23 protein-coding genes are annotated in these 26,362 nt (G+C 48.5%); 12 read left to right on the top strand and 11 right to left on the bottom strand.

Features of this window, described 5'->3' with window-relative positions; genetic code table 11:
* The first annotated feature begins 81 nt into the window (after nt 1-81).
* Complete coding sequence (locus SK35_RS16790) at nt 82-804, top strand: YagK/YfjJ domain-containing protein (RefSeq protein ID WP_048214616.1); 723 nt, start codon at nt 82-84, stop codon at nt 802-804.
* A gap of 471 nt (nt 805-1,275) precedes the next feature.
* Nucleotides 1,276-1,827, top strand: coding sequence for a hypothetical protein (locus tag SK35_RS16785; protein WP_053071023.1), 552 nt, complete (start codon nt 1,276-1,278; stop codon nt 1,825-1,827).
* 227 nt (nt 1,828-2,054) lie between these two features.
* On the opposite strand, the gene SK35_RS16780 is transcribed toward SK35_RS16785, so the two are convergent.
* Nucleotides 2,055-2,669 carry a recombinase family protein gene (locus tag SK35_RS16780; RefSeq protein ID WP_048214615.1) on the bottom strand — a complete coding sequence of 205 codons (615 nt, stop codon included), beginning with the start codon at nt 2,667-2,669 and terminating at the stop codon, nt 2,055-2,057.
* Between the two features lie 556 nt (nt 2,670-3,225).
* On the opposite strand from SK35_RS16780, the gene SK35_RS16775 reads away from it, so the two are divergent.
* From SK35_RS16775 to SK35_RS16760, 4 genes are all read left to right on the top strand, one after another.
* Nucleotides 3,226-4,176, top strand: a complete 951-nt coding sequence (locus SK35_RS16775; protein WP_048214614.1) for a cation diffusion facilitator family transporter — start codon at nt 3,226-3,228, stop codon at nt 4,174-4,176.
* A 115-nt stretch (nt 4,177-4,291) separates the two neighbouring features.
* A complete protein-coding gene (locus SK35_RS16770) occupies nt 4,292-4,666 on the top strand; it encodes a cytochrome b562 (RefSeq protein WP_048214613.1) in 375 nt (124 codons plus the stop codon).
* A gap of 438 nt (nt 4,667-5,104) precedes the next feature.
* Nucleotides 5,105-5,686 carry a cytochrome b/b6 domain-containing protein gene (locus tag SK35_RS16765; protein ID WP_048214612.1) on the top strand — a complete coding sequence of 194 codons (582 nt, stop codon included), beginning with the start codon at nt 5,105-5,107 and terminating at the stop codon, nt 5,684-5,686.
* 135 nt (nt 5,687-5,821) lie between these two features.
* Nucleotides 5,822-6,511 carry a VIT1/CCC1 transporter family protein gene (locus tag SK35_RS16760; protein WP_032936649.1) on the top strand — a complete coding sequence of 230 codons (690 nt, stop codon included), beginning with the start codon at nt 5,822-5,824 and terminating at the stop codon, nt 6,509-6,511.
* 145 nt (nt 6,512-6,656) lie between these two features.
* Here SK35_RS16760 and SK35_RS16755 read toward each other — a convergent pair whose 3' ends face one another.
* From SK35_RS16755 to SK35_RS16740, 4 genes are all read right to left on the bottom strand, one after another.
* On the bottom strand, nt 6,657-7,253 hold the full coding sequence (locus tag SK35_RS16755; RefSeq protein ID WP_048214611.1) for a hypothetical protein: 597 nt from the start codon (nt 7,251-7,253) through the stop codon (nt 6,657-6,659).
* Nucleotides 7,237-7,605 (bottom strand): hypothetical protein, encoded by a 369-nt coding sequence (locus SK35_RS16750; protein ID WP_048214610.1) that lies wholly within the window; start codon nt 7,603-7,605, stop codon nt 7,237-7,239. Before SK35_RS16750 ends, SK35_RS16755 begins: the two co-directional genes overlap by 17 nt.
* Nucleotides 7,595-8,440, bottom strand: coding sequence for a lysozyme inhibitor LprI family protein (locus tag SK35_RS16745; protein ID WP_048214609.1), 846 nt, complete (start codon nt 8,438-8,440; stop codon nt 7,595-7,597). Before SK35_RS16745 ends, SK35_RS16750 begins: the two co-directional genes overlap by 11 nt.
* Nucleotides 8,441-8,954: 514 nt before the next feature.
* A complete protein-coding gene (locus SK35_RS16740; protein WP_048214608.1) occupies nt 8,955-10,442 on the bottom strand; it encodes a recombinase family protein in 1,488 nt (495 codons plus the stop codon).
* Between the two features lie 58 nt (nt 10,443-10,500).
* On the opposite strand from SK35_RS16740, the gene SK35_RS16735 reads away from it, so the two are divergent.
* Nucleotides 10,501-12,069 carry an ABC-F family ATPase gene (locus tag SK35_RS16735; protein WP_153687358.1) on the top strand — a complete coding sequence of 523 codons (1,569 nt, stop codon included), beginning with the start codon at nt 10,501-10,503 and terminating at the stop codon, nt 12,067-12,069.
* Nucleotides 12,070-12,147: 78 nt separating this feature from the next.
* On the opposite strand, the gene SK35_RS16730 is transcribed toward SK35_RS16735, so the two are convergent.
* The 4 genes from SK35_RS16730 to SK35_RS16715 all read right to left on the bottom strand — a co-directional run bounded on the left by SK35_RS16730 (nt 12,148) and on the right by SK35_RS16715 (nt 17,940).
* Nucleotides 12,148-13,410, bottom strand: a complete 1,263-nt coding sequence (locus SK35_RS16730; protein ID WP_048214606.1) for a DUF1479 domain-containing protein — start codon at nt 13,408-13,410, stop codon at nt 12,148-12,150.
* Between the two features lie 152 nt (nt 13,411-13,562).
* Nucleotides 13,563-14,378 (bottom strand): Cof-type HAD-IIB family hydrolase, encoded by an 816-nt coding sequence (locus SK35_RS16725; protein WP_032942782.1) that lies wholly within the window; start codon nt 14,376-14,378, stop codon nt 13,563-13,565.
* Nucleotides 14,379-14,602: 224 nt separating this feature from the next.
* On the bottom strand, nt 14,603-17,035 hold the full coding sequence (locus SK35_RS16720; protein WP_048214605.1) for a glycyl radical protein: 2,433 nt from the start codon (nt 17,033-17,035) through the stop codon (nt 14,603-14,605).
* 5 nt (nt 17,036-17,040) lie between these two features.
* On the bottom strand, nt 17,041-17,940 hold the full coding sequence (locus SK35_RS16715) for a glycyl-radical enzyme activating protein (RefSeq protein ID WP_048214604.1): 900 nt from the start codon (nt 17,938-17,940) through the stop codon (nt 17,041-17,043).
* A 132-nt stretch (nt 17,941-18,072) separates the two neighbouring features.
* Here SK35_RS16715 and fsa point away from each other — a divergent pair, with 132 nt between their 5' ends.
* Nucleotides 18,073-18,735: a fructose-6-phosphate aldolase gene (fsa, locus tag SK35_RS16710; RefSeq protein WP_003836983.1), complete on the top strand. Its 663-nt coding sequence runs from the start codon at nt 18,073-18,075 to the stop codon at nt 18,733-18,735.
* Nucleotides 18,736-18,821: 86 nt separating this feature from the next.
* Here fsa and moeB read toward each other — a convergent pair whose 3' ends face one another.
* A complete protein-coding gene (moeB, locus tag SK35_RS16705) occupies nt 18,822-19,571 on the bottom strand; it encodes a molybdopterin-synthase adenylyltransferase MoeB (RefSeq protein ID WP_048214603.1) in 750 nt (249 codons plus the stop codon).
* Nucleotides 19,571-20,806 carry a molybdopterin molybdotransferase MoeA gene (gene moeA, locus SK35_RS16700; protein ID WP_048214602.1) on the bottom strand — a complete coding sequence of 412 codons (1,236 nt, stop codon included), beginning with the start codon at nt 20,804-20,806 and terminating at the stop codon, nt 19,571-19,573. The genes moeB and moeA overlap by 1 nt, the downstream gene beginning before the upstream one ends.
* A gap of 174 nt (nt 20,807-20,980) precedes the next feature.
* Here moeA and SK35_RS16695 point away from each other — a divergent pair, with 174 nt between their 5' ends.
* The 4 genes from SK35_RS16695 to gsiB all read left to right on the top strand — a co-directional run bounded on the left by SK35_RS16695 (nt 20,981) and on the right by gsiB (nt 26,351).
* Nucleotides 20,981-21,769, top strand: a complete 789-nt coding sequence (locus SK35_RS16695; RefSeq protein WP_048214601.1) for an aminoglycoside adenylyltransferase family protein — start codon at nt 20,981-20,983, stop codon at nt 21,767-21,769.
* Between the two features lie 191 nt (nt 21,770-21,960).
* Nucleotides 21,961-22,926 carry a beta-aspartyl-peptidase gene (iaaA, locus tag SK35_RS16690; RefSeq protein WP_048214600.1) on the top strand — a complete coding sequence of 322 codons (966 nt, stop codon included), beginning with the start codon at nt 21,961-21,963 and terminating at the stop codon, nt 22,924-22,926.
* Nucleotides 22,913-24,784: a glutathione ABC transporter ATP-binding protein GsiA gene (gene gsiA, locus SK35_RS16685; protein WP_032941808.1), complete on the top strand. Its 1,872-nt coding sequence runs from the start codon at nt 22,913-22,915 to the stop codon at nt 24,782-24,784. Before iaaA ends, gsiA begins: the two co-directional genes overlap by 14 nt.
* A 28-nt stretch (nt 24,785-24,812) precedes the next feature.
* On the top strand, nt 24,813-26,351 hold the full coding sequence (gsiB, locus tag SK35_RS16680; RefSeq protein ID WP_048214599.1) for a glutathione ABC transporter substrate-binding protein GsiB: 1,539 nt from the start codon (nt 24,813-24,815) through the stop codon (nt 26,349-26,351).
* Nucleotides 26,352-26,362: the final 11 nt, after the last annotated feature.

Raw genomic sequence — 26,362 nt, 5'->3', positions numbered from 1 at the left:
TCTCGTTTTACCGTGGTTTTTGGTAATAACTGTTTAGGAGGTGTGATCTCTTTCTGAGTACAAAAAAAGGTTGATTTAACAATGATGCAACAATCTCAAACCCTGTTCCAATCGTCGATTTTTTCGACAACTTGCTTTCGTACTGTCTACCATGAACACGGTCGTTACAAAGCAATTGATGGCAAGTCTTTTGTTCATGATGATCACCAATATCCGATTAACACAAGAACCGGATCTGGTGTTCGCCAAGATATACTTATGGCGATGATCACCGAATTAAAAGCAATGCAGAGGCGATACAGTCGAGTGTTTCTTACCCGCTTTGATCTTCATCTGCCAGAATTCACTTCTGCTGACGTTGGTAACGAATACATACGTCAACTGTTCAAACGGTTACGTTCATGTCTGGCATCCAATAACAACGGCTTATCGGAACCTATCATCGATTTTGCTTACGGTTGGGTTTGCGAACAGGAAAAGGCTTCACAGCCACATTACCATTGCTGGATTGCACTTCCACATCGTTCGGTAAGGTGGTTTGGAACGCCAGAAAGAGGGATCGCAGGTATTATTACGGAAATCTGGATGAAACTGACAGGTGGTAATGCAACGCTGGTAAACTTGTCTAAGTCCACTAAAGCTTATCCCGATCACTACGTCATTCATCGAGATGCTCCTGAATCACTTAATGACCCGGTATTCTGGCTTTCTTACCTAGCCAAAGAACGCGGGAAGTCGCAAACAGGGAAGGGAACGCGCTTGTATTCAACATCAAAATTGAATAGTAAAGCACTGAACTCGTAAATATCGCACAGGAAGCCCGTAGAGCGGTTTTCTTTGCAAGGTATATCATCGCATTACCCATATTATGGAAATCGCTTACAGCAGCGCTCAGGGCGTTTTAAGGCATGAATAAGACCTGATTAACTTTATGCTTCGGTCAGTTGCATGATAGTTCAACGATAATAGCATTGTTTTTAGATTCATACATTACTTCAAAATTCCGAGCGAAGCGAGGGACACGAACGAAGTGAGTGTCTAACCTACATAACTACACTTTTAAATTTTTATATTTTATATATAGAGAAAAATGTAGTTTTTTGACTGTTTCTTAACCAATGTTAACTGTCCGTCTTCGCTTCGCTTGACGGAACTCGCTTCGCTCGTAATTCAGAATCTCGCTTCGCTCGTAATTCAGAATCTCGCTAACGATGACATTTTCTGTAAGTCGTTTTACTATAAATGTTCCATCTGTTTCTAATATAAGGAAATACTATGCGCCACCCAATACCCGCACAGCTAGATGCGCCTGAAACCCTGAATTTTTGTCTGCAAGTTGTTCCTGATGCTCACGCTGTATTGATTAACAATGAACCTTTCCCGGGAGCTGAAGTGATGGACTGCTTTCCGAATGTTGAAATGGTGATCGAAAAGAATGGGGGTAAGGCTGTTTACGGTTGGGCTATCTGGTGGGTTCCTGGAGTTTATATTGAAGCTGAGTTCCACTGTATTTGGGAGAATGATGCTGGAGAAATGCTGGATATCACCCCATATCCTTATCATACGGACAACATTCTGTTTCTCCCAGATAGCAAGCGGATTTATAAGGGTCAACAGGTAGATAATATCCGTCAGGCTCTGGTAAATGATCCTGATGTGATCAGATGGTTGTACCTTGCTAGAAAACGTTTTGAAATCTTAAATACCGGTGATCTAGCGAACCAACATGGGCGTATTGAATTGCCACCGAAATTAGCCAAAGAGTACATCAAAGTCATGGATGAAACAGAAAGGCTGGACTCCCGACTAAAACGCCGGTATTCATGACGAGAGACAATGCTATTAACAGTGACCATCGGAAAATAACGCATATGGCGGGCTGTACGAGTTAGATGGGTTATGGCGACATATGCCGCCTGAACTGCTACCCGTTGATTAACACGTTGTGATGCCAGCAATGCCCGCTTGGCACACATCAGACATTCACCAAGATAAAAAGCAAATGGGTAGTCAAATCTGGTTCAATTACACAGTCTGGTCAGAATCGAATGAAATTAGTTTATTAATTCCTTCTTGATTCGGTAAAATGTGGCACGGCTGATATCTGCTGCTTTCATTATGTGGGCTGGTTTAACGTTCTGTTCCAGCATTTCGCGAACAGTCTCACGGGCTTCCATATCTTTTTCTTTCCCCGTGTACAAACCTGCCTGTTTTGCTCTCTCAATCCCCTGTGCCTGGCGTTTACGGCGGGTTTCATAATCTTGTCGTGCCATTGTCGCAAGGATATCGATCAGCATAGCATTGACTGCCCGAAGAATGCCGCTGGTTAGGTCATTACCGGACATTTCAACCATCTGCCAGCTTGTTGGCAAATCCATTGATACAATAACCAGTCCTTTACTGTTCAGCGTGGCTTTGAGTTCAGCCCATTCTTCATGCTGAAGACGACTGAGACGGTCAATTGCTTCAATAAGAAGCAGATCGCCGGGTTGTGCTTCTTCGAGGAGAAGCATTAGTTCCACACGCTCCAGCTTCGCACCACTTGCATTCTCAATGTATTCTCCGGCAACCGACCAGTTTTTGCTTTGCGCAAATTCGCGCAAGCTAGCTAATGCACGATCAGCATGTTGGCCTTCAGTAGATGCACGGCAGTAGATACGGACATTCATTATGGATTCTCTTTTAAATATCAATTCAACACCCATATGATACATTACGTCGTTTTGCTGTCAATAGAATTAAATATAACCCTATTGAGACTTTGTGTCATGGTCTTTATCAGGTATACCTAAAAGAGATGTTGTACTGAATGTTCTCAGATCTTGCTTGGGTTATACGATGTAGTCAGTTCCTGTAACTGAACCACTCAGTTTGCATTTCAGTAGGTCTTTATCAATTACAGCGAGCCACTACTGGGGACCTGAATAGTCTAGCATCTACATAACCAGTTTTTATCATCTGCCATAATAACCTGTAAAATAATTTTAGTTTGCCGAATACGTATACACTGAACGTAAGCGTATAGTTGTGGTAACTGTCAATTTTTTCATATTCTGTTAAGAATAAATTAATGTTTAAAAATTATGATAAATGAATGTCATCGCAAACATGGCACGTCCTTTACAGGAATAAATCTCACCAATTATTATATTTTCACCACAGAACCTGTCCGGGAAGGATAGTCTGTTTAGTATTAACTGTTGATGCTGTTATAAGGAGTTTCTGGTGCAGGTAAACAAATTTACGGATGATATTGATATTAGTTCTCATGAGCGTTTCATCGCGGCCCGTAAAAGTACTTGGGTTAGTGTGCTTGTTAATTGTTTTCTGACATCCGGGCAAGTGATTACTGGTGTATTTTCCGGATCTCAGGGGCTTATCGCGGATGGTATCCATTCTCTGTCTGATTTAGTTTCAGACTTTGTGGTGCTTATTGCTAATCATAAAAGTAAAAAAAATCCCGATGATGACCATCACTACGGACATCATCGTTATGAAAATGGTGCATCATTAATTCTGGGGACAATTTTATTCATTGTTGGCATCGGGATGTTATGGTCAGCAGCAAATAAAATGCAACAGCCAGATGATATTCCTCAGGTACATATTGTTGCTCTGTGGGTAGCCTTAGCTGCACTGGTTATCAAAGAGCTTCTTTTTCGCTATATGCTGGCAGTAGCAACCCGAGTAAAATCCACTATGCTGGTTGCAAATGCTTGGCATGCCCGCTCTGATGCTGCCTCATCTTTGGTGGTGGCTATTGGTATTATTGGTAGTTTATCAGGTTTTAAATTGCTTGATCCGGTAGCTGCACTGGTTGTGGGACTTATTGTGACCAGAATGGGATATTCATTTATGTCAGATTCGCTTCATGACTTGATGGACAGGGCCGTAGATATTGAAACTGAAAATAGTATAAAAACAACATTACTATCCACTCCTGGGGTCGAAGGCATCCATGACCTCAAGACCAGAAAAATGGGGGACCTTGTTGTTGTTGATGTTCATCTGGAAATTGATGGTAATTTATCAGTGAAAGTAGGGCATGACATTGCTGTTTTGGCCAGGAAATCAGTTTTAGATAATCATCATGTATTAAATGTTATGACACATGTTGACCCTTATTTTAAGGAGGGAAGTGACCTTGATTACGGAAGTGTAAATAATCATAAATAATAATTTTAATGCTTATTTTCTTCGGGGAAATTGGCAGGTAATTATTTTCTTTGTTCAATGTTGCAACTTCGGGTTGTGATGTTTTTTAAATGATAGTAAACAATATGGAGTTATTATGAGAAAAATTATGCATACTGTTATAATAGGAACAGCCCTTCTTTTATCTACCAGTGTAATGGCTGGTTCTGACGGTGTTGAACATGCCATGAAGATGATGAATAAAAGCTACCGTGCAGCACTTAAGGAGGAGGATGTTACATCTTTCAGGAAAGATATGCAGGATCTGAAATCAACAGCAGAGTCCATCTTGAACGGCCCGATAGAGGGGTATGACAGGGAAACGTATGTTGCAGGTATGTCTCTTCTGATTGATGAGGTAACTGCTGTTGAAAGTACCGCTGAAAAGGAAGGTCTTGACGCTGGGAAAATTGCAGCACAGAAACTGGGCAGTATGATGAGAAAATACCATAATAAACTTGGCGTTGACTGAACCGGGAACTATCAGGAGAAAGTAGATATGCTGGAAAGATATCCCGGAACTGCCATGATATACCTGCTTGTATTAAAATGGATAGTTATGCCCTGGTGAAGAAATTCTAATACGTTATCTTATCTGCTCAGTACATATAAAAATGTAGGGGTCGCAAACATGCTTACCGATGCTACATATTGCCTCAACATAAGCTAAGTCCTATTGATGTTGCACGGGGCAGATATACCCGCTTCGTGCTTCACGGAAGCATACTGATGATCTCTTGGCTGGAAAAACACTTCTTCATGGTAATGTCTTCATATTACAGATGTGATGTACTATAGGTTTAGATACCATTTTCTGATTAAAGAGTATTGTTTAGTTCCGATAAGTTAAGGTTTCGTTAATAAAAAGCATATTGATTTGGTCAACCACCCCTAACAAAGTGGCTAAATTATGAATGAAAATTTACGTAATGCTCTCCCTCACAAAGACACACCATTTCTACGTGTGCTTCATATCATCGTAGCTGTATTGATTTTATTGCAGATTGTTAGTTCAAATCTTACCGAAAGCGATGCTCTCAGTGACTATACTCTCACAGGGTTCGTTACATGGTTCCATGTTATCACTGGATTATCACTGATTGTTCTTGGGTTAATCATGCTTGCATGGATGCTGACACAACGAGGATTTCATTACTATTTTGCTTGGCTGACCCTTGATTTTCGAGGTGTGGTTGAAGATATCAAAATGCTGATGTCATTCCGTCTCCCTGAAGCTCATGCTGGTGGGATTGCTGCCTTGATCCAGGGGCTTGGTGTACTTGCGCTATTGGGCGTTGCATCATGTGGTGGTTTCTGGTTTGCACTCAATACAATTCCTGGAATGTCGCCAGTGCTGACAGAAAGTGTCCTGAATTTGCATAAGTTTCTGACTGTATTTATTGAAACCTATTTCTGGGCGCATGGTTCGATGGGGTTGCTGCATATATTTCTCACCATCCGTAGCCAAAGGAAAAATTCCGTTACGGAATAGTGTGATAGATTGATGATTAATAAAGTGTGCTGTAATGGCTGGATAACATTGACTACAATAGTTTAATTATCTGTCAAGGCATTCTTATATGTCCGTAATTCCGATTAGTGTGCGTAGTTGAAGGAAAGCAAAGATATGCATCTTGAACGACACAGCATCGAAAAAGTGGGATGGCTTAGGGCGGCTGTATTGGGGGCAAATGACGGAATTGTTTCGACAGCAAGCCTTGTCCTTGGTGTTGCGTCAGCAAACACCAGTTCTTCGGGAGTTTTACTTGCTGGTGTTGCCGGACTGGTTTCTGGTGCTATGTCGATGGCAACGGGAGAATATGTTTCAGTCTCATCTCAGGCTGATACCGAAAACGCTGCACTTGCTCAGGAAAAAAGGGAGTTGGAAACCGATTATGAAGGTGAAATGCAGGAACTGACTTCACTTTATATACAACGTGGACTGGATCCTGTGCTTGCCTATAAGGTTGCAGAGCAGCTCATGGCGAGAGATGCTCTGGATGCTCATGCCCGTGAAGAACTTGGGCTGACGGATACAAACTCTGCACAGCCCCTTCAGGCTGCTGTCTTTTCTGCTCTGAGTTTTTCTGCTGGTGCTGTGTTACCTTTAATAGTTGCATGGTTATCTCCTCCAAAGCAGGTTTTTTTGTTTATTATCCTTTCCACCCTTTTTTCACTGGTGGTCCTTGGTTATATATCCTCTGTTGTAGGTAAAGCACCTCCTGTCAGGGCGATCATAAGAATTATGTTCTGGAGTACACTGGCTATGTTTTTGTCGATGGGGATTGGCCATTTCGCAGGGCAGGTCCTGCTTTAATGTTCTGTCGCGATATTTCGAGTCGTATGTCATCAAAAAAAAATCGCCAATGTAGCTCCTTACAGGTTTTATTCCGCTTGGTACAGTGTCCATTGATGAAAGATGCAGGGGGCTTGGCCCCTGCATTTGAAGAGTATAAATAATGTTACTTATGACAAATCTCCCTATCATAGACTCCACCATTCACAGCCAACATTTGCCTTTTCTTTTTTGAAATCATACCAGTCATGATTTGCGAATTATCTAAAAAAATACCTTCAAATGTACCCGGTCGTGCATTCAATCCGGCAATAATTATTGTATCTCCCACGTTTAACGCTGCTACCTTATCGTTATCATAATCTGTATTTTCAAAAATAAACTTTAGTCCTTCATTCGAACCAGAAATATCCAATGTAACTAATGGTTTTTTACTGAATGTAACAGTACTGATGTTTTCTATTTTACCAGTAACCATCAATCGGCATTTTTTGAAATCGTTCGTTGCCCGGAACTCATGTTCTTTAAATCGCGCATAAACCTCTTCAGTCGTATACAGTCTCGGTAGGATATCAATCACAGAAGGTCTGGGGGATTTTGTTGCTTGTTGTAAAGACACTGCATCCGCATCTGATGTGGGTATTATTTGAGGGGTTTTAGCCTGGCATGGTGTGATTGCTATCCCATTCAACATGAAAAATCCGAAGGAGATAGCAGCCGTTAAGACTGATTTTTTAATATAACGTTCATAAGATGATTTCATTTCGTTCTTCCATGATTTCTATTTTGGTAACATGTTCGCCAGTACGGTATATTTTTACGTTGTCAGGTGGAGACTTCACGGAACTACGGATTTCATTCATAATATGTTTCGATAAAATGTCGCAGCCTTCCATATACATAACCTTACGGGTATCGGTATCTGATATGTTTGTGAAGCAGCTACTGATCCATGAGTCAGGTATTTCGATTCCATGTATCAGCTTCATATATCCAACGATGAACGAATCTGTCAGATGAAATCGCCCTACTGTGTATTTTCCTTGGTAGGTATTGCCCGGTGATTGTGCTAAATGGTCATGGACCAATACTACGGTTAAATCATTAATTAGCATTTTCAGCCTCCAGTTCAGTGATGCGCTTATTGGTCATGTCAATTAAGCATTGAACATCCTGATTGCAGGTAGCCTGTTGTTTGATCCATTTTCGTTGCGATGGTAGCAAAGATTTACGTGTTTCAGTTGGTAGTTCTTTCCATGTATCGTTAAGCTTTTTATCCGCAATACGATAATCTTCTTCCGGGGAATGCGGTGTTGTTAGCTTGTCATGAGCGGTTGTGATGTTCTTTGCTTTATTCTGAAAATATGATTTATCAGCACACGCTTTTTCCCAACTTTTTGAGATCTTCGTAGCTATATCCTCAATAAACATTTCACGAAGTGTATACCCATTTAATTTCGCACCTTCTTCCAATATGAGGCGATATTCATAAGGAATGGCTTGCAATTGTTTATCAATATTCAATTCAGGGTCGTCCGACTCGTTAATGAATACTTTAGCTTCTTCTATCGTCGGCGCTCCACGTTTGCACACATCGTCTCCGTTCTTAAACATTCCTTTCGTTAACTTACGCACGGGCTTATCTGGATTTGAGCACTTTTCTTTGATTCTGGTTTTAATGTTTGCGGATTGTTCATTAATGACCATCCGTGCTGCCGTAGGGTCATTTTGATACATAGAACGTGCCAAGGGGCCATTTAGCAATATGAGTTCTATGTCATCTGACGTAGGTCCACCATTCAGGCAAAGTTCACTTGCTGGGAGCGCCATAAGGTCATCCACGGTATCAATATTCTGGAAACTGATGCGGTTATCTGAGGCTGCTGTAGCGCTGCTTGAAATCAAAAAAGCATTCAACGTGATGATTATAAAGAGTTTTCTTGGCTTCATGCGTATGTCTTTCCTTGTGCTATCGAAAAACTGCGACTCTTCAGTAAACGTAAATTGGTTGATTTCGAACCGAAATCAGTCTGAGAGACTTGATTTTACATTGATCTGTAAAATCTATCAATAATTGTATATTGATCTATAAAATCGATCGATTGATGTGGGTAGAAGAGGTGGCATGGCTACGAAGATTATTGTATTTAATGGTTTTTCAAGGAATGATATGCGTAATGTTAAGGTGGGGAGGGGCGGGTTAGTATCGAGTATTCCCAAAGAAGGGGATTACATTCAACTTACCTGGGGAGTTACAGCAACTATAGAGGTGTTTCGATAAGAAGCGGAACAATGGGATCAGTATGTAGACGTAATGGATAATGTAATTTAGCCCCCTTGCTCTAAAACGCACTGTATCGAGTTTTACGGGGTTTTTGTATTAAATAATGCCCACGCCTGCTTTAATCGCTCTGACAAGATACAGAGCGATTCATGGCGTTATAGCGATGGATAGACATTCATTTTAGACCCAAGAATTAACGAGATCTAATATTTCTTTAGTATCAGTAATAAAACTAATTTTTTCACCATCCCAAAGGAAGCTCTGAACGTGTTTGTTTCTGTACAGAACTTTTATTCTCCATTTTTTACCTATATTATAAACGGTTATCTGTTCGATAACTCGCTTAAGCATCATGTTCAGTTCTTGTGGGTCTTTAATCTCCTGCAATAGATTCAAATCAAATGCCCGTTCTGAGATAATCATACTATTCTGTTTCTTGATTTTTTCTTCAAGTTCGTGCAATTTATCCTCAAGGTTATTTATCGTTTGGATTACACTTGTCGGGATCTTGGATTCAGTGAGAAGCATATTATTTAGCTCCTGAATCTTTAATTTTATTGTGTCTCGCTCTATCAATAATGCCCCATCAAGATTGGTACTTTTCTCAAGTTTCAGTTTTCTCATTATCCGATAAAGTGCTATTTCTATATTTTTAAAATTTTTCGTTATGTTACACTTTCCATCTCTTGCATTAGCACAAACATGGTATTGATATGTTTTTCCAGAAGCAACGTGGAATTTTCTGACAAGAGAACCCCCGCATTCGTGTTTTAATATTCCAGCGAAGGCATTGTGTTCCGACTTATATCCAGGCTTGTTTTGTTTCTGATCAGACTGTAAAAGCATGAATTCTTCTTTGCTGATAACTGCAGGATAATAATTCTCTATGATATCAAGCAGAATGACTTTCCGATCTTTAGTCGTCTCAGATGTTTGATATGCACCGTAAAGTGCAACCGAGTTTATTGTTTTTCCAACCGTTGTATGATTCCAGCCAGTAGAACGTAATGGTCGATGACCTTCGTCGTTTAGCGCTTTAGCGATTTTATTTGTTCCAAATCCTTCTCGTCGTAACTGAATGATTCTTATGACCGAATCCACTCTGTCACTAAAATAAAATTTATCTTCTTTCCGTTCTAACCAGAAAGGCAGAATTTTGTTGATAACTTCACCGTTTAGTGCTCGTTGTCGTTGTTGTCTTTTCGTTTCACGTAGGCGCTGCGATTTTTTCTCGGACTCTTTATAGGCAAGGTCCGCTGCCAAGGCTATCCTGATGACACTTACGAGGTCGTTGACAGATTCTTGGTTCAATAATAGACCATCAACCAGTGAAGCGATAAAGATGTTGTGTTGCAGGATCGACTTAATTATCTGTTGAGTCACGTCGATGCCTCGGCGACTCAGGCGGTCTAACGATTCAATGATGATAGTCGAACCCTGTTCAATCTGACCTTTCTCGATTGCTTCAAGCATGTCACCGAGTGAAGGTCTGTTTCCCTCTTTGAATGCTGAGATTCCGAGGTCTTGAAAGTTCTTATCTGATAGAATCAAACTATTCGCATGTGCGTACTGTTCAGCAAGCTCAGTTTGACGTCTTACGGAGTCGCCTTGTTCTTGCTTCTTTGATGAGAATCTTATGTAAGAGTATGCTTGCCCGTTTTGTTTCATAACCACCTCAGTAACCTACGAGAGAGTATCAATTTTGCTTCTTTGCAACAATATCACCATGCAGTTCGGCAGTAAGCCGCTGTTTGAAAATATTTCCGTCAAATTTGGCGGCGGCAACCGTTACGGCCTGATTGGCGCGAACGGTAGCGGTAAATCCACTTTTATGAAAATTCTCGGCGGCGATCTCGAACCGACGCTGGGCAACGTTTCCCTCGATCCTAACGAGCGTATTGGTAAGCTGCGCCAGGATCAGTTCGCCTTTGAAGAGTTCACCGTGCTTGACACCGTGATCATGGGTCACGCTGAACTGTGGGAAGTGAAGCAGGAGCGCGATCGCATTTACGCTCTGGCCGAGATGAGCGAAGAAGACGGCTATAAAGTTGCTGACCTCGAAGTTCAGTATGGCGAAATGGACGGCTACTCTGCGGAAGCGCGTGCGGGTGAACTGCTGCTGGGCGTAGGTATTCCGGTAGAACAGCATTACGGCCCGATGAGCGAAGTCGCACCCGGCTGGAAGCTGCGTGTGCTTCTGGCGCAGGCGCTGTTCTCTAACCCGGACATTCTCCTGCTCGACGAACCAACGAACAACCTGGATATCGACACCATCCGTTGGCTGGAGCAGACGCTGAACGAGCGTGACAGCACCATGATCATCATTTCACACGACCGTCACTTCCTGAACATGGTCTGTACGCACATGGCGGATCTGGACTACGGCGAACTGCGTGTTTATCCGGGTAACTACGACGAATACATGACGGCGGCAACCCAGGCGCGTGAACGTCTGCTGGCCGATAACGCCAAGAAGAAAGCACAGATTGCCGATCTGCAATCCTTCGTCAGCCGCTTTAGCGCCAACGCGTCTAAATCTCGACAGGCGACTTCTCGTGCGCGTCAGATTGATAAGATTAAGCTCGACGAAGTGAAAGCGTCCAGCCGTCAGAACCCGTTCATCCGCTTCGAACAGGATAAGAAACTGTTCCGTAACGCGCTGGAAGTGGAAGCGCTGGCGAAAGGTTTTGATGAAGGCCCGCTGTTTAAAAACTTCAACCTGCTGCTGGAAGTAGGGGAGAAGGTTGCCATCATTGGTGCCAACGGCGTGGGTAAATCCACCATGCTGAAAACGTTGGTTGGCGACTTACAGCCGGACAACGGTACCGTTAAGTGGTCTGAAAACGCCCAGGTCGGTTACTACGCGCAGGATCATGAATACGAGTTCGAAAACGATCTGACTGTTTTCGAATGGATGAGTCAGTGGAAGCAGGAAGGCGATGATGAGCAGGTAGTACGCAGCTTCCTTGGTCGTCTGCTGTTCAGCCAGGACGATATCAAGAAACCTGCAAAAGTGCTCTCCGGTGGTGAAAAAGGACGCATGCTGTTCGGTAAGCTGATGATGCAGAAACCGAATATCCTGGTTATGGATGAACCGACCAACCACCTGGATATGGAATCTATCGAGTCGCTGAACATGGCGCTGGAAATGTACCAGGGCACGCTGATCTTCGTTTCTCATGACCGTGAGTTCGTCAGCTCGCTGGCAACCCGCGTGATTGAAATTACGCCGGAACGCGTAATCGACTTCACCGGTAACTACGAAGATTACCTGCGTAGTAAAGGCGTCGAATAAGTCTCCCGTCGTTCTCGTGTTACAGGTGTGATGGTTGCACCTGTAACACGAGATACTTAGGGATAAGGGGATATAAAATTAAACAATCCCCAGCGCGCGTTTACCGTGGATATTCAAATCCTCCAGCGTGAAGCGTCCTTCCCAGTTAGTTTCATAATCCTCCCGTGGAAAATCACCCGGTGATGCACCTTTTTCCAGCGCGGCCTTCACTTTGTGGGCGTAGGCCAGATTCTTTTCGCACATCGGTGCGGCAGGAATGTACATCACGTTACCCCAACCCTGCTGATTTTCCACCGGTGCGACGGAGTGAATCACATCACAATGCCACCAGACGGAGTCTCCGGCGTCCAGTTGTGGAATGCTGGTTAACGCTTCAATCAGCAGAGGATGCCATTGCGTGGAAATCGGCAGCACCCGGCCGGGCGCGACGCCGCAAAGTTCATCTTCCGGCACATCGTCAAGCAATGGGCGTAACAGCACATACGCCATCGCTTCAGGGATCGGGACCACATGCAACAATCCCTGACCTGGCAGCATATCGGACAGTGCAGTCCAGCCCTGGAAGGTACGGAATACCGAACATTTGGTGGTGTTATCCACCGTGTACTCTTCTACCTCAGTGCGATGCGCCGCCTGCCACGGATCGTAATCTTCCAGCTTGCCATTGAAAACATGAGCAAAGACCTGCTGATATGCCGGAAGAAGCCAGCGTTCCAGCGCGCCGGAATCCGTATGCGCGCCCAGCCCTTTGGACGTGGTTCCCGGGGGTCGACGGCGAATACGGTCAGGGTAAATAACGCTGATATCCGGGTTAAACCATTGTTTACATTCGCTTGTAAAGGTCCACAAACGATTGAGGAACGACTGTGCATTGGCCATTTCTTCACTCTGGCGGGCCTGCATCTGCGCCTGGGACCAGTAGATGGGGTAGATTTCAGGCCGTGATGCGCTCAGAGTACCGAAGAAATTATCGCCGGGTCCTTTATAGACGTCGTCAAAGTGGTTGCGGTCCAGATAGTCCAGCATTGAGCTGTCCCATCCGAGAGCCTGTTCGCGAGGGAAATGACCTTTAATGACTGCGCATCCGCGACGCTTAATTTCTTCACGCTGCTCTGCACTTACGTGGCCTGCTTTGATATCTGCATAAGATATCACTGGCCACACCGGGGCACCTTGCGCTTTGAGGGCGTTGATTTCCGCCACCCGGGTGGCGATAGCATCGCTCAACTGATTGAAGATTAACTGAACATCCCCAAGCTGTGCCCGCAGTTGCTGTTTCATCTGCCGGATTGCCGCTTTGTGATCGGCAGGCAGCGTGTCGCTGGTAAAAGTAAAAGCCATATCCACCTCGCATTAACTTTCATTCGAAACTTAACTAACTTACAGATGATAATATAAGTTAAAATTTAGTTAACGCAAGTTTAAAACTTGATGGAGTGAGCAAAATAGAAAAAGAGTGAAAACCGGGATGAGGGATACCCCGGTTGGCAGGATTAGACGTTAAAAGGGGAGGTGTTATCCAGCACAGCCTGAATTACGTTCAGCGCGCCCTGATGGTTATTGTCGTCGGTCTGATAGCGAGCAATCGCTTTGATATTCTCTGCCGCGTTGGCCATGGCGAAAGAGTAGTGCGCCATTTTCAGCATTTCCGCGTCGTTTCCGCTATCGCCAATGGCGACTACGTTTTGCGGTGACAGGTTCCAGCGTTTAAGCAGGCGGCTGATCCCGTTGGCTTTATGTAGGCCCGGAATGATCAGATCGATAAACCCGAAGCCGCTGGTGACGGGCTTCATAATGCCGTCCAGCGCAGCATGCAGGTGATCGATAACCAATGGGATTTGTTGGTCCGGTAAATTTAGCGAGAACTTGAACAGCACATCATCGATATCCTGATAATCCTTTACGGGTTTCAGGCGATGGTAGTGTTTTGACATCAATGCGACAAAGGACTCCGGCGCATTTTCGCTAACGTAAGCGCTTTGCAGCCCACAAGCCACAAAGTTGAGCTGCTTATCTTTTAGCAGTTCACCAATGACAATACGGGATTCGTGGCGGGTAAGCTCGCCGTGAAACAGCTGTTTGCCATGTTCAAAGACCAAAGCCCCGTTCTCAGCGACAAAAGAAATTTCCTCTTTGAGCTCCGGGAAAAAGGAGATCAGCTGGTAATACTGGTTACCGCTGGCCACGACAAATTCGATATTTCGTTTTTTCAGTTCCAGATACTGCGCCATAAAACGTGCACGATCGTATTTCTTGGCGTCGTCGAGAAAAGTTCCGTCCATATCGGTGACGATAACTTTGATGGTCATAAAGATAGGCTCCTGGCGATTACTGCAACCAGAAACATTCTAATAACAATGTGACCTGTAGCACAAATTTAATTTCGAATGAAAGTAAAAAGCCGGATGGTAGCTTTGCCTTACCCGGCTACGGGAAGAATCGTTGTAGGCCGGATAAGCATCAGCGCATCCGGCAATGGGGAGGGTAGCGTGCCGGATGGCGGTGTGGAATCTCATCCGGCCGACAATATTGTTTACAGCATATGTTCAGTACGCGCGATGATGTCGTCTTGCGCATCCGGAGAAAGCGCAGTGAAAAAGGCGGAATAACCTGCTACACGGACCACCAGGTCACGATATTGATCCGGGTGTTTTTTGGCTTCCAGCAGCGTTTCACGGGAGACAATGTTGTACTGAATATGCCAGCCTTTGTGCTCTTCGAAGAAGGTACGCAGCAGGATCATCAGCTTTTGCTTATCGGATTCATTTTCCAGCGTGGCCGGGTTGAGCTTCTGATTTAACAGCACGCCGCCGAGAATCGAACCGGTCGGCAGTTTACCCACCGAGCCAATTACCGCCGTTGGGCCGAGATGGTCCGTCCCGGAAGCCGGGCTTGCGCCTTCTGCCAGCGGAGTGTGTGCTTTACGGCCATCCGGCGTTGCCATCGTTGCTGCGCCGAACGGCACGTTTGCCGAAATAGATGAGGTCCCGGCGTAGTAATTGCCGCCAACCGGGCCACGTCCGTAACGCGGATTATGATACTGTTTCAGTTCATCGATATAGGTCTGATAAGCGCGGGCCAGCAGCGTATCAACGCTATCGTCATCGTTGCCATATTTCGGCGCGCCGTTGATCAGTCGTTGGCGTAACTGCTCATGGGTCAGACCGTCAAAATCATCGGCCAGCGCGGCGGCCAGCTGTTGTTGACCAATAGCGCCCTGTTCAAAGACCAGTTTCTTCACTGCTGCCAGGCTATTACCGAGGTTGGCAATACCCACCTGCAAACCCGATACCCAGTCATACTTCGCGCCGCCTTGCTTAATGCTTTTCGCCCGTTCAATGCAGTCGTCTACCAGCGCGGAACACAGAATATCGTGCACGTTCTCTTCCAGCATGGTGTCGACGACATACTCAATTTCTATGGATTTACGCGTGTAGTAGCGGATTTGCGTATCCCAGGCATCCATCACTTCGTCGAAATTGTTGAAGTTACCAGCCGAGAGCGCTTTTTCCTGTGGCAGAAAGACTTTGCCACTGGTGGCATCACGCCCACCTTCCAGTGCCGCCAGCATCACGCGGGCAAAGTTAATAAAGCTCATGCCGGTGCAACGGTAGCCCCATTTCCCGCCGACTGCGGTTTCGATACACCCAATGGCCGCATAGTCATAGGCATCCTGCGGTTCAATGCCCAACTTAATGAATTCCGGTATGACGATTTCATCGTTGTTAAAGGCTGGCATCCCGAAACCGCAGCGGATCACCTGCACGCAGGCATCAAGGAAGTCATTACTCATCCCCGCGTGATAACGCACGCTCAGGTTTGGCTGCGTAGAACGCAGACGGCCACAGGACTCCAGAATCGCGTAGGAGAGCGGGTTGACGGCATCCATCGGCTGGCCGTTGACCAGGTTTTGACCACCAATGGTCACGTTCTGATACAGCGGACTGCCCGCCGAGGCTTTCGAATGGGAGCCGGAACGGATTTTGTTCACTTCCAGCAGTTTCAGCCAGCAGCTGTGCAACAGTTCAATGGCGTGCTCACGATCCAGACTCTGGTTCAACTCGACGTCGCGACGATAGAACGGGTAGAGGTATTGATCCATACGACCAAACGACACCGAGTGACCGTTTGATTCAATTTGCAGGATCAACTGGATGAAATAGCACAACTGCAATGCCTGCCAGAACGTTTTTGGCGGCTCATGGGCGATCACATCGCAGTTTTCCGCCATGGTCAGCAGTTCATCTCGACGGCTGGTGCGGGTTTCCGTGGATGCCATTTTACGCGCCAGCGCAGCAAAGCGCGCAATGTGCAGGCTGACGGCTTCCAGCACGATATCAATCGCTTTCAGGAACTGATCGCCATGGAGGTCTTCCAGACATGTCAAATTGATGCGGGAGCGACGTTCATCGACTTTGTGACGCAGGCCGTCGAGACCTTTTTCCAGCAGCAGCGGGAAGTTTACCGCCAGGTGTGCGTCGCCGGAGGTCATGTTACCTTCGGCTTTGATAATGCCGGTTTCCAGCAGCCCTTTCTGCTCATCAGTGAACATCCCGTAGCAGCGATCCTGCACGGTCTGACCACGCCACCATGGGCACACCTCATGCAATACACGTTTGTTCTCTTCGCTTACCGCAAAGCCTGCGCCCGGTCTGTCGGCGAGGTCGTCGATCTCTTTTTCAATCCAGGAGACGGTGTATTCCGGGAAAATAGGCGCAGCACGCACTTCGCTTGCCTGGTTACCAATGATCAGTTCGTCATGTTTGATCCAGATGGTACGTTCCGCCAGATGATGAGCTAGTGCCAGTGCACGACGTACCGGGATAGGCTTATCCAGGTGTTGCTGATACATCTCGGTATAGTGCTGGGCGCGCTCGGTACAAACCGGTGGTTTCACGATGTGGATCAGGGCCGTTTTATGCGCTTTGATACGGTCGCTGAGTGTGTCCAGTTTCAGAGTGGTCATGGCGATTATCCTCGTAGGGTCGCGGTTAAACCTTTAAGGCTGGCGTACTGCTGGGCAAATTCGAGCAGTGCTGGCGCATCAAGCGGTTTATCCGGTGCGTTGTAGGGTTGACTGAGTAAGTGGTATTTGTTGATGCCAAGGGTGTGGTAGGGCAAAAAATGGATCTCACCGACGTGAAGCTCATCGGCGGCAAAATCGGTAATGGCCTGAATAGCGGCTTCGTCTGCGTTGAATCCCTGAATCAGCGGTACGCGGATAATCATTTTTTTACCGGCGGCAGCCAGTTTTTTTAGATTTTCCAGTACGCGAGAGGCACTGCCATCGGTCCATTGTTTAAACGGCGCATCCGCCACGTGTTTTAGATCGGCCAGAAACAGATCGACGTCAGGTAATGATGGTTCAATATACTTCCACGGGACATGCAGACAGGTTTCGACCGCCGTATGAATGCCCGCGTCGTGGCTGGCTTTGAATAATTCTGCCGCCAGTTCTGGCTGCATAAACGGTTCGCCGCCCGAGAGGGTGAGCCCGCCACCGCTACGATCGTAAAACGGTTTATCTCGCAATACGGTCGCCATGATATCGTCCACGCTTTTTACCTCTCCGCAGACGGTTAACGCCTGAGTCGGACAGCAGTCGGTCAGTAGGGTGAGAGCGTCATCGGTCAGTTTTTCGCGATGAATAAGTAATCCGCCCAGCGCCCGTTCAATCACCGCGGGTGCAGCCTGAGCACAGAGATCGCAACCGTCGAGGCACAAACGCGCGTCATAAAGCAGGTCCTGCGTGCGGGCGCGGCTTTCCGGATTCTGGCACCACCGACAGCCCAGGGAGCATCCCTTAAGGAACACCACGGTACGAATACCGGGGCCATCATGCGTGGAGTAGCGCTGGATATTGAAAATCATAAGCGACCTCTTTTCTTTCGTATAAAGATTAAATTACTTTCGAATGAAAGTTATATTGACATGCGTCAACTAACCGTGAGGTTTCGCCGTGCTACCTTTTATTCATGCTAATTATTCGTTTGAGGAAAGGTTATGGAACTCTATTTAGATACGTCTGATGTTGATGCGGTAAAAGCTCTGGCGCGCATTTTCCCGCTGGCAGGGGTGACCACTAACCCGAGCATTGTGGCGGCAGGGAACCAGACGCTGGAAGTACTACTGCCGCAACTGCAGGAAGCGATGGGAGGGCAAGGGCGTCTGTTTGCTCAGGTGATGGCGACCACCGCCGAAGGGATGGTCAGCGATGCGCGTAAGCTGCGGGCAATCATTGCTGATATCGTGGTCAAAGTGCCGGTGACAGCAGAAGGTCTGGCGGCTATAAAATTGCTGAAAGAAGAAGGGATCCCGACGTTGGGTACTGCGGTATACGGTGCAGCTCAAGGGTTATTGGCTGCTCTGGCGGGTGCGGAATACGTTGCGCCATACGTTAACCGCGTGGATGCGCAAGGAGGGGATGGCATTCAGACGGTGACCGACCTGCAGACGTTACTGAAAATGCATGCCCCGCACGCCAAAGTACTGGCAGCCAGCTTCAAAACGCCGCGTCAGGCGCTGGATTGTCTGCTGGCGGGCTGCGAGTCCATCACGCTACCGCTGGACGTTGCTCAGCAGATGATTAGCTCTCCGGCGGTTGATGCTGCCGTCGCGAAGTTTGAGCACGACTGGCAGAGCGCATTCGGTCGCACGTCGATCTGATGCTGTTGCCGGGTGGTGCTAACGCTTACCCGGCCTACGTTCGAGCCGTTGTAGGTCGGGTAAGGCGAAGCCGTCACCCGACTTTTTTACTGCCCGCAAACCTCACACCCCGGGTTGCGCATCAGCTTCATTTCGCGAAACTGGCAGGTCATGGCATCGTACATGACGATTTTTCCGGATGCCGGTTTACCATAGTTTGCCAGTAGCTTAATGGCTTCCATCGCCTGTAACGATCCGATCACGCCGATCAGCGGGGCCATCACTCCGGCTTCTACGCAGGTCAGGGCATTTTCACCGAACAGACGACTCAGGCAACGGTAGCAGGGCTCACCGTCCTGGTATGTAAATACGGTAATTTGTCCTTCCATGCGAATAGCTGCACCGGAAACCAGCGGGACTCTGGCGGCAAAACATCCGGCATTCAGCTGATTGCGGATGCTGACGTTATCCGTACAGTCCAGCACCAAATCGTGTTCGGTAATAAGCGCGTGAATCTCGCTATCGTCAAGCAGCGCATTCACCGGCGTAATGGCGATATAAGGGTTAATCCGCGCTAGCGCGTCACGGGCGGATAGCACTTTGGGTTGCCCGACTGTTGCATCGCTGTGCAGCGTCTGGCGTTGGAGGTTTGACACGGAGACCGTGTCAAAGTCGAGCAGGGTTAAATGCCCGATGCCAGCGCCCGCAAGGTACTGGGTTGCTGCGCATCCCAGTCCCCCCAGACCAACGACCAGTACCCGCGCATCTTTGAGCGCTTCCTGACCTTCGAAATCGAAGCCGCGCAGAATGATTTGCCGGTTATAGCGCATCATCTCCTGGTCGCTGAGTTCTGCCATTACAGGCCTCCAAACAGTGCGTTAAACGGCTCGACCTCAACCCATTCTCCGGCCTCAACGTTACCGCGATCGCGCTCCAGCACGATAAAGCAGTTGCCCTGGCTAAAGGAGCTAAAAATATGCGAGCCCTGGTGTCCGGTGGTGGTGACTTCCAGTTCGCCTTCCGCGGTACGCTGCAATACACCACGTTGAAAATCCAGACGCCCTGGCGTTTTCTTCAGGCGTGAGGCGGTGCGCACGCGCTGGCGCGCAGGCAACCCACAGGCGGTGTTGCCGCTGAGTTTCGCCAGCATCGGTTGCACCAGCTGATAAAAGGTGAGGGCCGCAGAAACCGGATTACCCGGCAGGCCGCAAAACCAGCTGTTGCTCAGTTTACCAAACGCGAACGGTTTACCGGGTTTGATGGCCAGCTTCCAGAAGGCAATTTCTCCCAGCTCTTCCAGAATGGTTTTGGTGTAATCCGCTTCGCCTACCGAAACGCCACCAGAGCTGATGACGACGTCGGCCTGGCTGTCGGCTTCGATAAACGCGGCCCGCAGCGCGTTGGGATCGTCGCGAATAATTCCTAAGTTGATCACTTCGCAGCCCAGCTGCTGCAGCATCAGGTGAACGGTCAGACGGTTTGTGTCATAAATCTGCCCGTCGCCCAGCGGTTGACCCGGCAGTTGCAGCTCATCACCGGTGGAGAACAACGCCACGCGAACTTTGCGAACGACCGGTACTTCGGCAATGCCGAGCGAGGCCAGAACAGGAAGCTCGGCGGTTGTCAGACGAGTTCCGGTAGGGAATACCACCGCGCCGTTTGCTATATCTTCACCGCGCAGACGAATATTTTGTCCGCTGCGGACCTCGGCGGTAAAACGCACACCGTCGTCAGTTTGTTCCGTTTGCTCCTGCATCACCACCGCTTCACAACCGGCAGGCACCGGGGCACCGGTCATAATGCGGATGCAGGTTCCCGCAGGCCACTCGCCGTGGAATGGTTGACCAGCAAAGGCTTTGCCAGCCACCGCAAGAGGCTGGTCTGATTGTAAATCGGCTAATCGCACCGCATAGCCATCCATTGCCGAGTTATCGAATCCCGGCACATCAATCGGGGAGATGACGTCGGTGGCCAGAATGCGGCCAAAGCATTGAACCAGCGGCAGCGTTTCGACGGCGGTGAGTGGGGTAATACGCGAAAGCATCTGAGAGAGAGCCGTTTCAAGCGGCATCAGTCCGGCGGTAAATTCCATGAGAAGACTCCTGCGGGGCAAAATCGAATCCGCTCATTATGTCAGAAAATGGATGCGGACAGTATGCTACCTCAGGCTTAGGATCCGATCTGAGACAGGTTTTCTGCCAGAGAATAGCGCTACACGAAAAATGCAGTATAGACTCATTATTTCTGCTTTTTTCCAGGAGGCTAAATGGCTGCGACTATCCCGAATTCAATTCGACAACAGGTGAATGCCGCCAGTGCACTGATTGCGCGGATAATAGAGGGCGACCTGGTTGCTGTTCATTTGTATGGCTCTGCTGTTGAAGGTGGCTTAAAGCCCCAAAGCGATATCGATTTACTGGTTACCATTAGGCAGCCACTGAATACCCGGCAAAGAAAAGATCTGATGCAGGGTTTTCTGGAAATATCAGCACCGCCTGGCAGCGTTGATAGCTATCGGGCGCTGGAAGTGACCATCGTGGTCTATTCACAACTTGTGCCGTGGCGATTCCCACCGTCAAGAGAAATGCAATTTGGCGAATGGTTGCGTGACGATATTCGCGCGGGAATTGTTGAACCGAGACAGGTGGATCCTGATCTTTCCATCCTGCTGACCCAGGCCCGGCGCGTCAGCGTAGCGTTGTTCGGTGAACCCGCTGAGACGTTATTCAACGTCATCCCTTTTAGCGATGTCTTGCAAACGTTTCGGCATATCCTTGATATGTGGCAGAAACCGGGCGATTTAGAGGGTGACGAGCGAAATATCATCCTTACTCTGGCGCGTATTTGGTACAGCGTAGTTACGGGCAATATTGTCGCTAAAGATGAAGCCGCTTCCTGGCTTATACCGCAATTACCCGATGAGTATGCTGATACGCTGCAAGCCGCACGTGCGGAATACCTGGGGTTAACCAAAAAGAACTGGGCTGCGTCTATGCCATCTGTTGAACGCTTTGTGTTTTATGCAAAAAAACAGATTGCCGATCGGCTTGAATAATATATTCAACGATGTTGGAAGATACTCTTTCTGTTTAACTCATCTAAATAACCTGATGGGATGGGGCGTGAGGTACGGGCCTTTACCTTTACATGACGTCTGCATCTTTCTATATTCAAAAATCGAATCAATAAGTCACAGAAATTCTGATATTTATAACCCCGGTACCTGCCACCTAATGGACGAAAAAAATGGGTAAAGCAGTCATTGCAATTCACGGCGGCGCAGGGGCTATCACCCGTTCGCAGCTGAGTCAGGAGCAAGAGTTGCGTTATATTCAGGCGCTGTCGGATATCGTTGAAACCGGTCAGCGGATGCTTGAGGACGGTCGTAACGCACTGGATGTCGTTACCGAAGCCGTGCGCCTGCTGGAAGAGTGTCCGTTGTTTAATGCCGGAATTGGCGCGGTGTATACCCGTGATGAAACCCATGAACTGGATGCCTGCGTGATGGACGGTAACACGCTGAATGCGGGAGCCGTCGCCGGAGTCAGCCATTTACGCAATCCGATTCTCGCGGCGCGCCTGGTAATGGAACACAGCCCACACGTCATGATGATAGGTGAAGGGGCTGAAAACTTTGCCATTGCGCAGGGTATGGAGCGCGTATCAGCGGATATTTTCTCGACGCCAGAACGCTACGCTCAACTACTGGCGGCGCGAACAGTGGGTGAAACGGTGCTGGACCATAGCGCGAGTCCGCTGGATGAAAACAACAAAATGGGTACCGTGGGGGCGGTCGCGTTAGATATGTTTGGCAATCTGGCGGCCGCAACATCGACCGGTGGAATGACCAACAAATTACCGGGGCGGGTGGGTGACAGTCCGTTGGTCGGCGCAGGCTGTTATGCCAATAACGCAAGTGTGGCAGTCTCCTGCACCGGAACCGGGGAAGTCTTTATTCGTGCGCTGGCGGCCTATGACATTGCGGCGTTGATGGACTATGGCGGCCTGAGTTTATCCGAAGCGTGTGAACGCGTAGTGATGGAAAAATTACCGGCGCTTGGCGGCAGTGGCGGTTTAATTGCTATCGATCATGAGGGCAACGTGGCCTTGCCGTTTAATAGCGAAGGCATGTACCGCGCCTGGGGATACGCAGGCGATACGCCAACCACCGGTATTTATCGGGAAAAAGGAGATAGCGTTGCCACACAGTGATGAGCTTGATGCCAGCGACGTGCTGGCAGTCAGCAATCTGAATATTGCCTTTGAACAGGAGCAGCAGCGTGTCAGCGCAGTGCGTAATCTGTCATTTCGCCTGAAGCGTGGCGAAACGCTGGCGATTGTTGGTGAGTCCGGTTCAGGAAAGTCGGTGACAGCCTTGTCGCTGATGCGTCTGATTGAACAAGCAGGCGGCGAGGTAAGCTGCGATGAAATGCTGCTGCGACGCCGCAACCGGCAGGTTATTGAGCTGGGTGAACAGAGCGCATCACAAATGCGTCACGTGCGCGGTGCGGATATCGCGATGATCTTCCAGGAGCCTATGACATCGCTCAATCCGGTGTTTACCGTGGGCGAGCAAATTGCCGAGTCTATTCGCTTGCACCAGGGTGCCAGCCACGAAGAGGCGATGGTAGAAGCGAAGCGGATGCTCGATCAGGTGCGTATCCCCGAGGCGAAGGCGATTTTATCGCGTTATCCACACCAGCTTTCCGGCGGTATGCGCCAGCGGGTGATGATCGCCATGGCACTGTCGTGTCGCCCTGCGGTTTTAATTGCCGATGAGCCGACGACCGCGCTGGATGTCACCATTCAGGCGCAGATCCTGCAACTGATAAAAGTGTTGCAGCAGGATATGTCGATGGGAGTGATCTTCATTACCCACGATATGGGCGTTGTGGCGGATATTGCTGACCGCGTGCTGGTGATGTATCAGGGCGAGGCGGTAGAAACCGGCAGCGTTGAACAAATTTTTCACGCTCCCCAGCATCCCTATACCAAAGCGCTGTTGGCAGCCGTGCCGCAGCTTGGGGCGATGAACGGGCATGAGCTTCCGCGCCGTTTCCCGCTCATTTCATTGCACGATCCCAGTCATGTAGAACCGCAGACCGAGCAGGACACCGTGGTTGAAGGCGAGCCTATTCTGCGGGTACGTAATTTGGTGACGCGTTTTCCTCTGCGCAGCGGCATTCTAAATCGCGTGACTCGCGAGGTGCATGCAGTGGAAAACGTCAGCTTTGACCTGTGGCCTGGAGAAACGCTCTCACTGGTGGGGGAGTCGGGCTGCGGGAAATCCACCACCGGGCGGGCGCTGCTGCGCCTGGTTGAGTCTCAGCGTGGGGAAATCATTTTCAACGGACAGCGTATTGATACCCTTGCTGCCAGCAAGTTGCAGCCGCTGCGTCGGGATATTCAGTTTATCTTCCAGGATCCGTATGCCTCGCTCGATCCGCGCCAGACCGTGGGATATTCCATTCTGGAGCCGCTACGGGTACATGGGTTATTGCAGGGCGATGCGGGATCAAAACGGGTTGCATGGTTGTTGGAACGTGTAGGCTTGCTACCTGAGCATGCCTGGCGCTATCCGCACGAGTTTTCCGGCGGTCAGCGTCAACGTATCTGTATTGCACGGGCATTGGCGCTCAATCCCAAAGTGATTATTGCCGATGAATCTGTCTCGGCGCTGGATGTTTCAATTCGCGGGCAAATCATCAATCTGATGCTCGATCTGCAGCGAGAATTGGGTATCGCATACCTGTTTATTTCCCACGATATGGCGGTAGTGGAACGGATCAGTCATCGTGTGGCGGTAATGTATCTGGGGCAGATCGTTGAGATAGGCACCCGACGGGCGGTGTTTGAAAATCCGCAACATCCGTACACTCGCAAGCTGATGGCAGCAGTTCCGGTCGCCGATCCATCCCATCACCGTCCCCAGCGCGTGCTGTTGTCGGACGATATCCCCAGCAATATTCGTAAACGTGGCGAAGAGATTTCCCCCGTATCACTCCAGTTAGTTGGTCCGGGGCATTATGTTGCGCGTCCGCTACCAGAAAATGCGCTTTCGCGTTTATAACAGGCAGGCAGGGTTTAAGGAGAATAACATGACAAAAATTGTTGCTCGAAAATGGCTGGTTGCTGTGGGAGTGGCCTCTGCACTGGCCGCATCGCCTGGCTGGGCCGCCAAAGATGTAGTGGTGGCCGTGGGATCCAATTTCACGACGCTCGACCCCTATGACGCGAATGACACGTTGTCACAGGCGGTAGCGAAGTCGTTTTATCAGGGGCTGTTTGGTCTTGATAAAGAGATGAAACTGAAAAATGTGCTCGCGGAGAGTTATACGGTTTCTGATGATGGGCTGACCTATACCCTTAAGCTGCGCCAGGGCGTGAAGTTTCAGGATGGAACTGACTTCAATGCCGATGCGGTAAAAGCTAACCTCGATCGGGCCAGTAACCCGGAAAACCATCTGAAACGTTACAACCTGTATAAGAATATCGATAAAACCGAAGTCGTCGATCCGTCGACGGTGAAGATTACGCTGAAACAGCCGTTCTCTGCCTTTATCAATATTCTGGCGCACCCGGCAACGGCGATGATTTCTCCCGCCGCGCTGGAAAAATACGGTAAGGAGATCGGTTTCCATCCTGTAGGGACCGGGCCGTACCAGCTTGATACCTGGAATCAGACGGATTTTGTGAAGGTTAAGAAGTTCGCGGGCTACTGGCAGCAAGGGCTGCCAAAGCTGGATACGATTACCTGGCGTCCGGTGACCGACAACAACACGCGTGCGGCCATGCTGCAAACTGGGGAAGCGCAGTTTGCCTTCCCGATCCCATACGAGCAGGCGTCGCTGTTGGCGAAGAACAAAAACCTGGAACTGGTGGCCAGTCCGTCTATTATGCAGCGTTACATCAGCATGAACGTCACGCAAAAACCGTTCGACAACCCGAAGGTGCGTGAAGCGCTGAATTATGCCATCAACCGCCAGGCGCTGGTGAAAGTGGCTTTTGCTGGTTACGCGACGCCGGCAACCGGCGTTCTCCCCCCGTCGATAGCCTATGCGCAAAGCTATACGCCGTGGCCCTACGACCCGGCGAAAGCGCGCGAACTGCTGAAAGAAGCAGGTTATCCGAACGGTTTTACCACTACGCTATGGTCTTCGCATAACCACAGTACCGCGCAGAAAGTGCTGCAATTTACCCAGCAGCAGCTGGCGCAGGTGGGCATTAAGGCTCAGGTAACAGCGATGGATGCCGGCCAGCGCGCGGCGGAAGTTGAAGGCAAAGCGCAGAAAGAGAGCGGAGTACGGATGTTCTACACCGGCTGGTCGGCGTCTACGGGGGAAGCTGACTGGGCGCTGTCACCGCTGTTTGCATCACAAAACTGGCCGCCAACTTTGTTTAATACGGCGTTCTACAGCAATAAGCAGGTGGACAGTGATTTAGCGGCAGCGTTGCAAACTAACGATCCGGCGCAGAAAGCGAAGCTGTACAAAGACGCGCAGGATATTATCTGGAAAGAGTCGCCGTGGATCCCGCTGGTGGTGGAAAAACTGATTTCGGCGCACAGTACACGGTTGGCCGGGTTCTGGATTATGCCGGATACCGGATTTAGCTTTGATGATGCGGATTTAAAATAAGCTATTCATTC

It is taken from the genome of Citrobacter sp. MGH105, from assembly GCF_001037485.2.
Lineage (GTDB): Bacteria > Pseudomonadota > Gammaproteobacteria > Enterobacterales > Enterobacteriaceae > Citrobacter > Citrobacter portucalensis.
The sequence above is the reverse complement of the archived record's forward strand: the minus strand, read 5'-3'. Positions and strand labels throughout refer to the sequence as shown.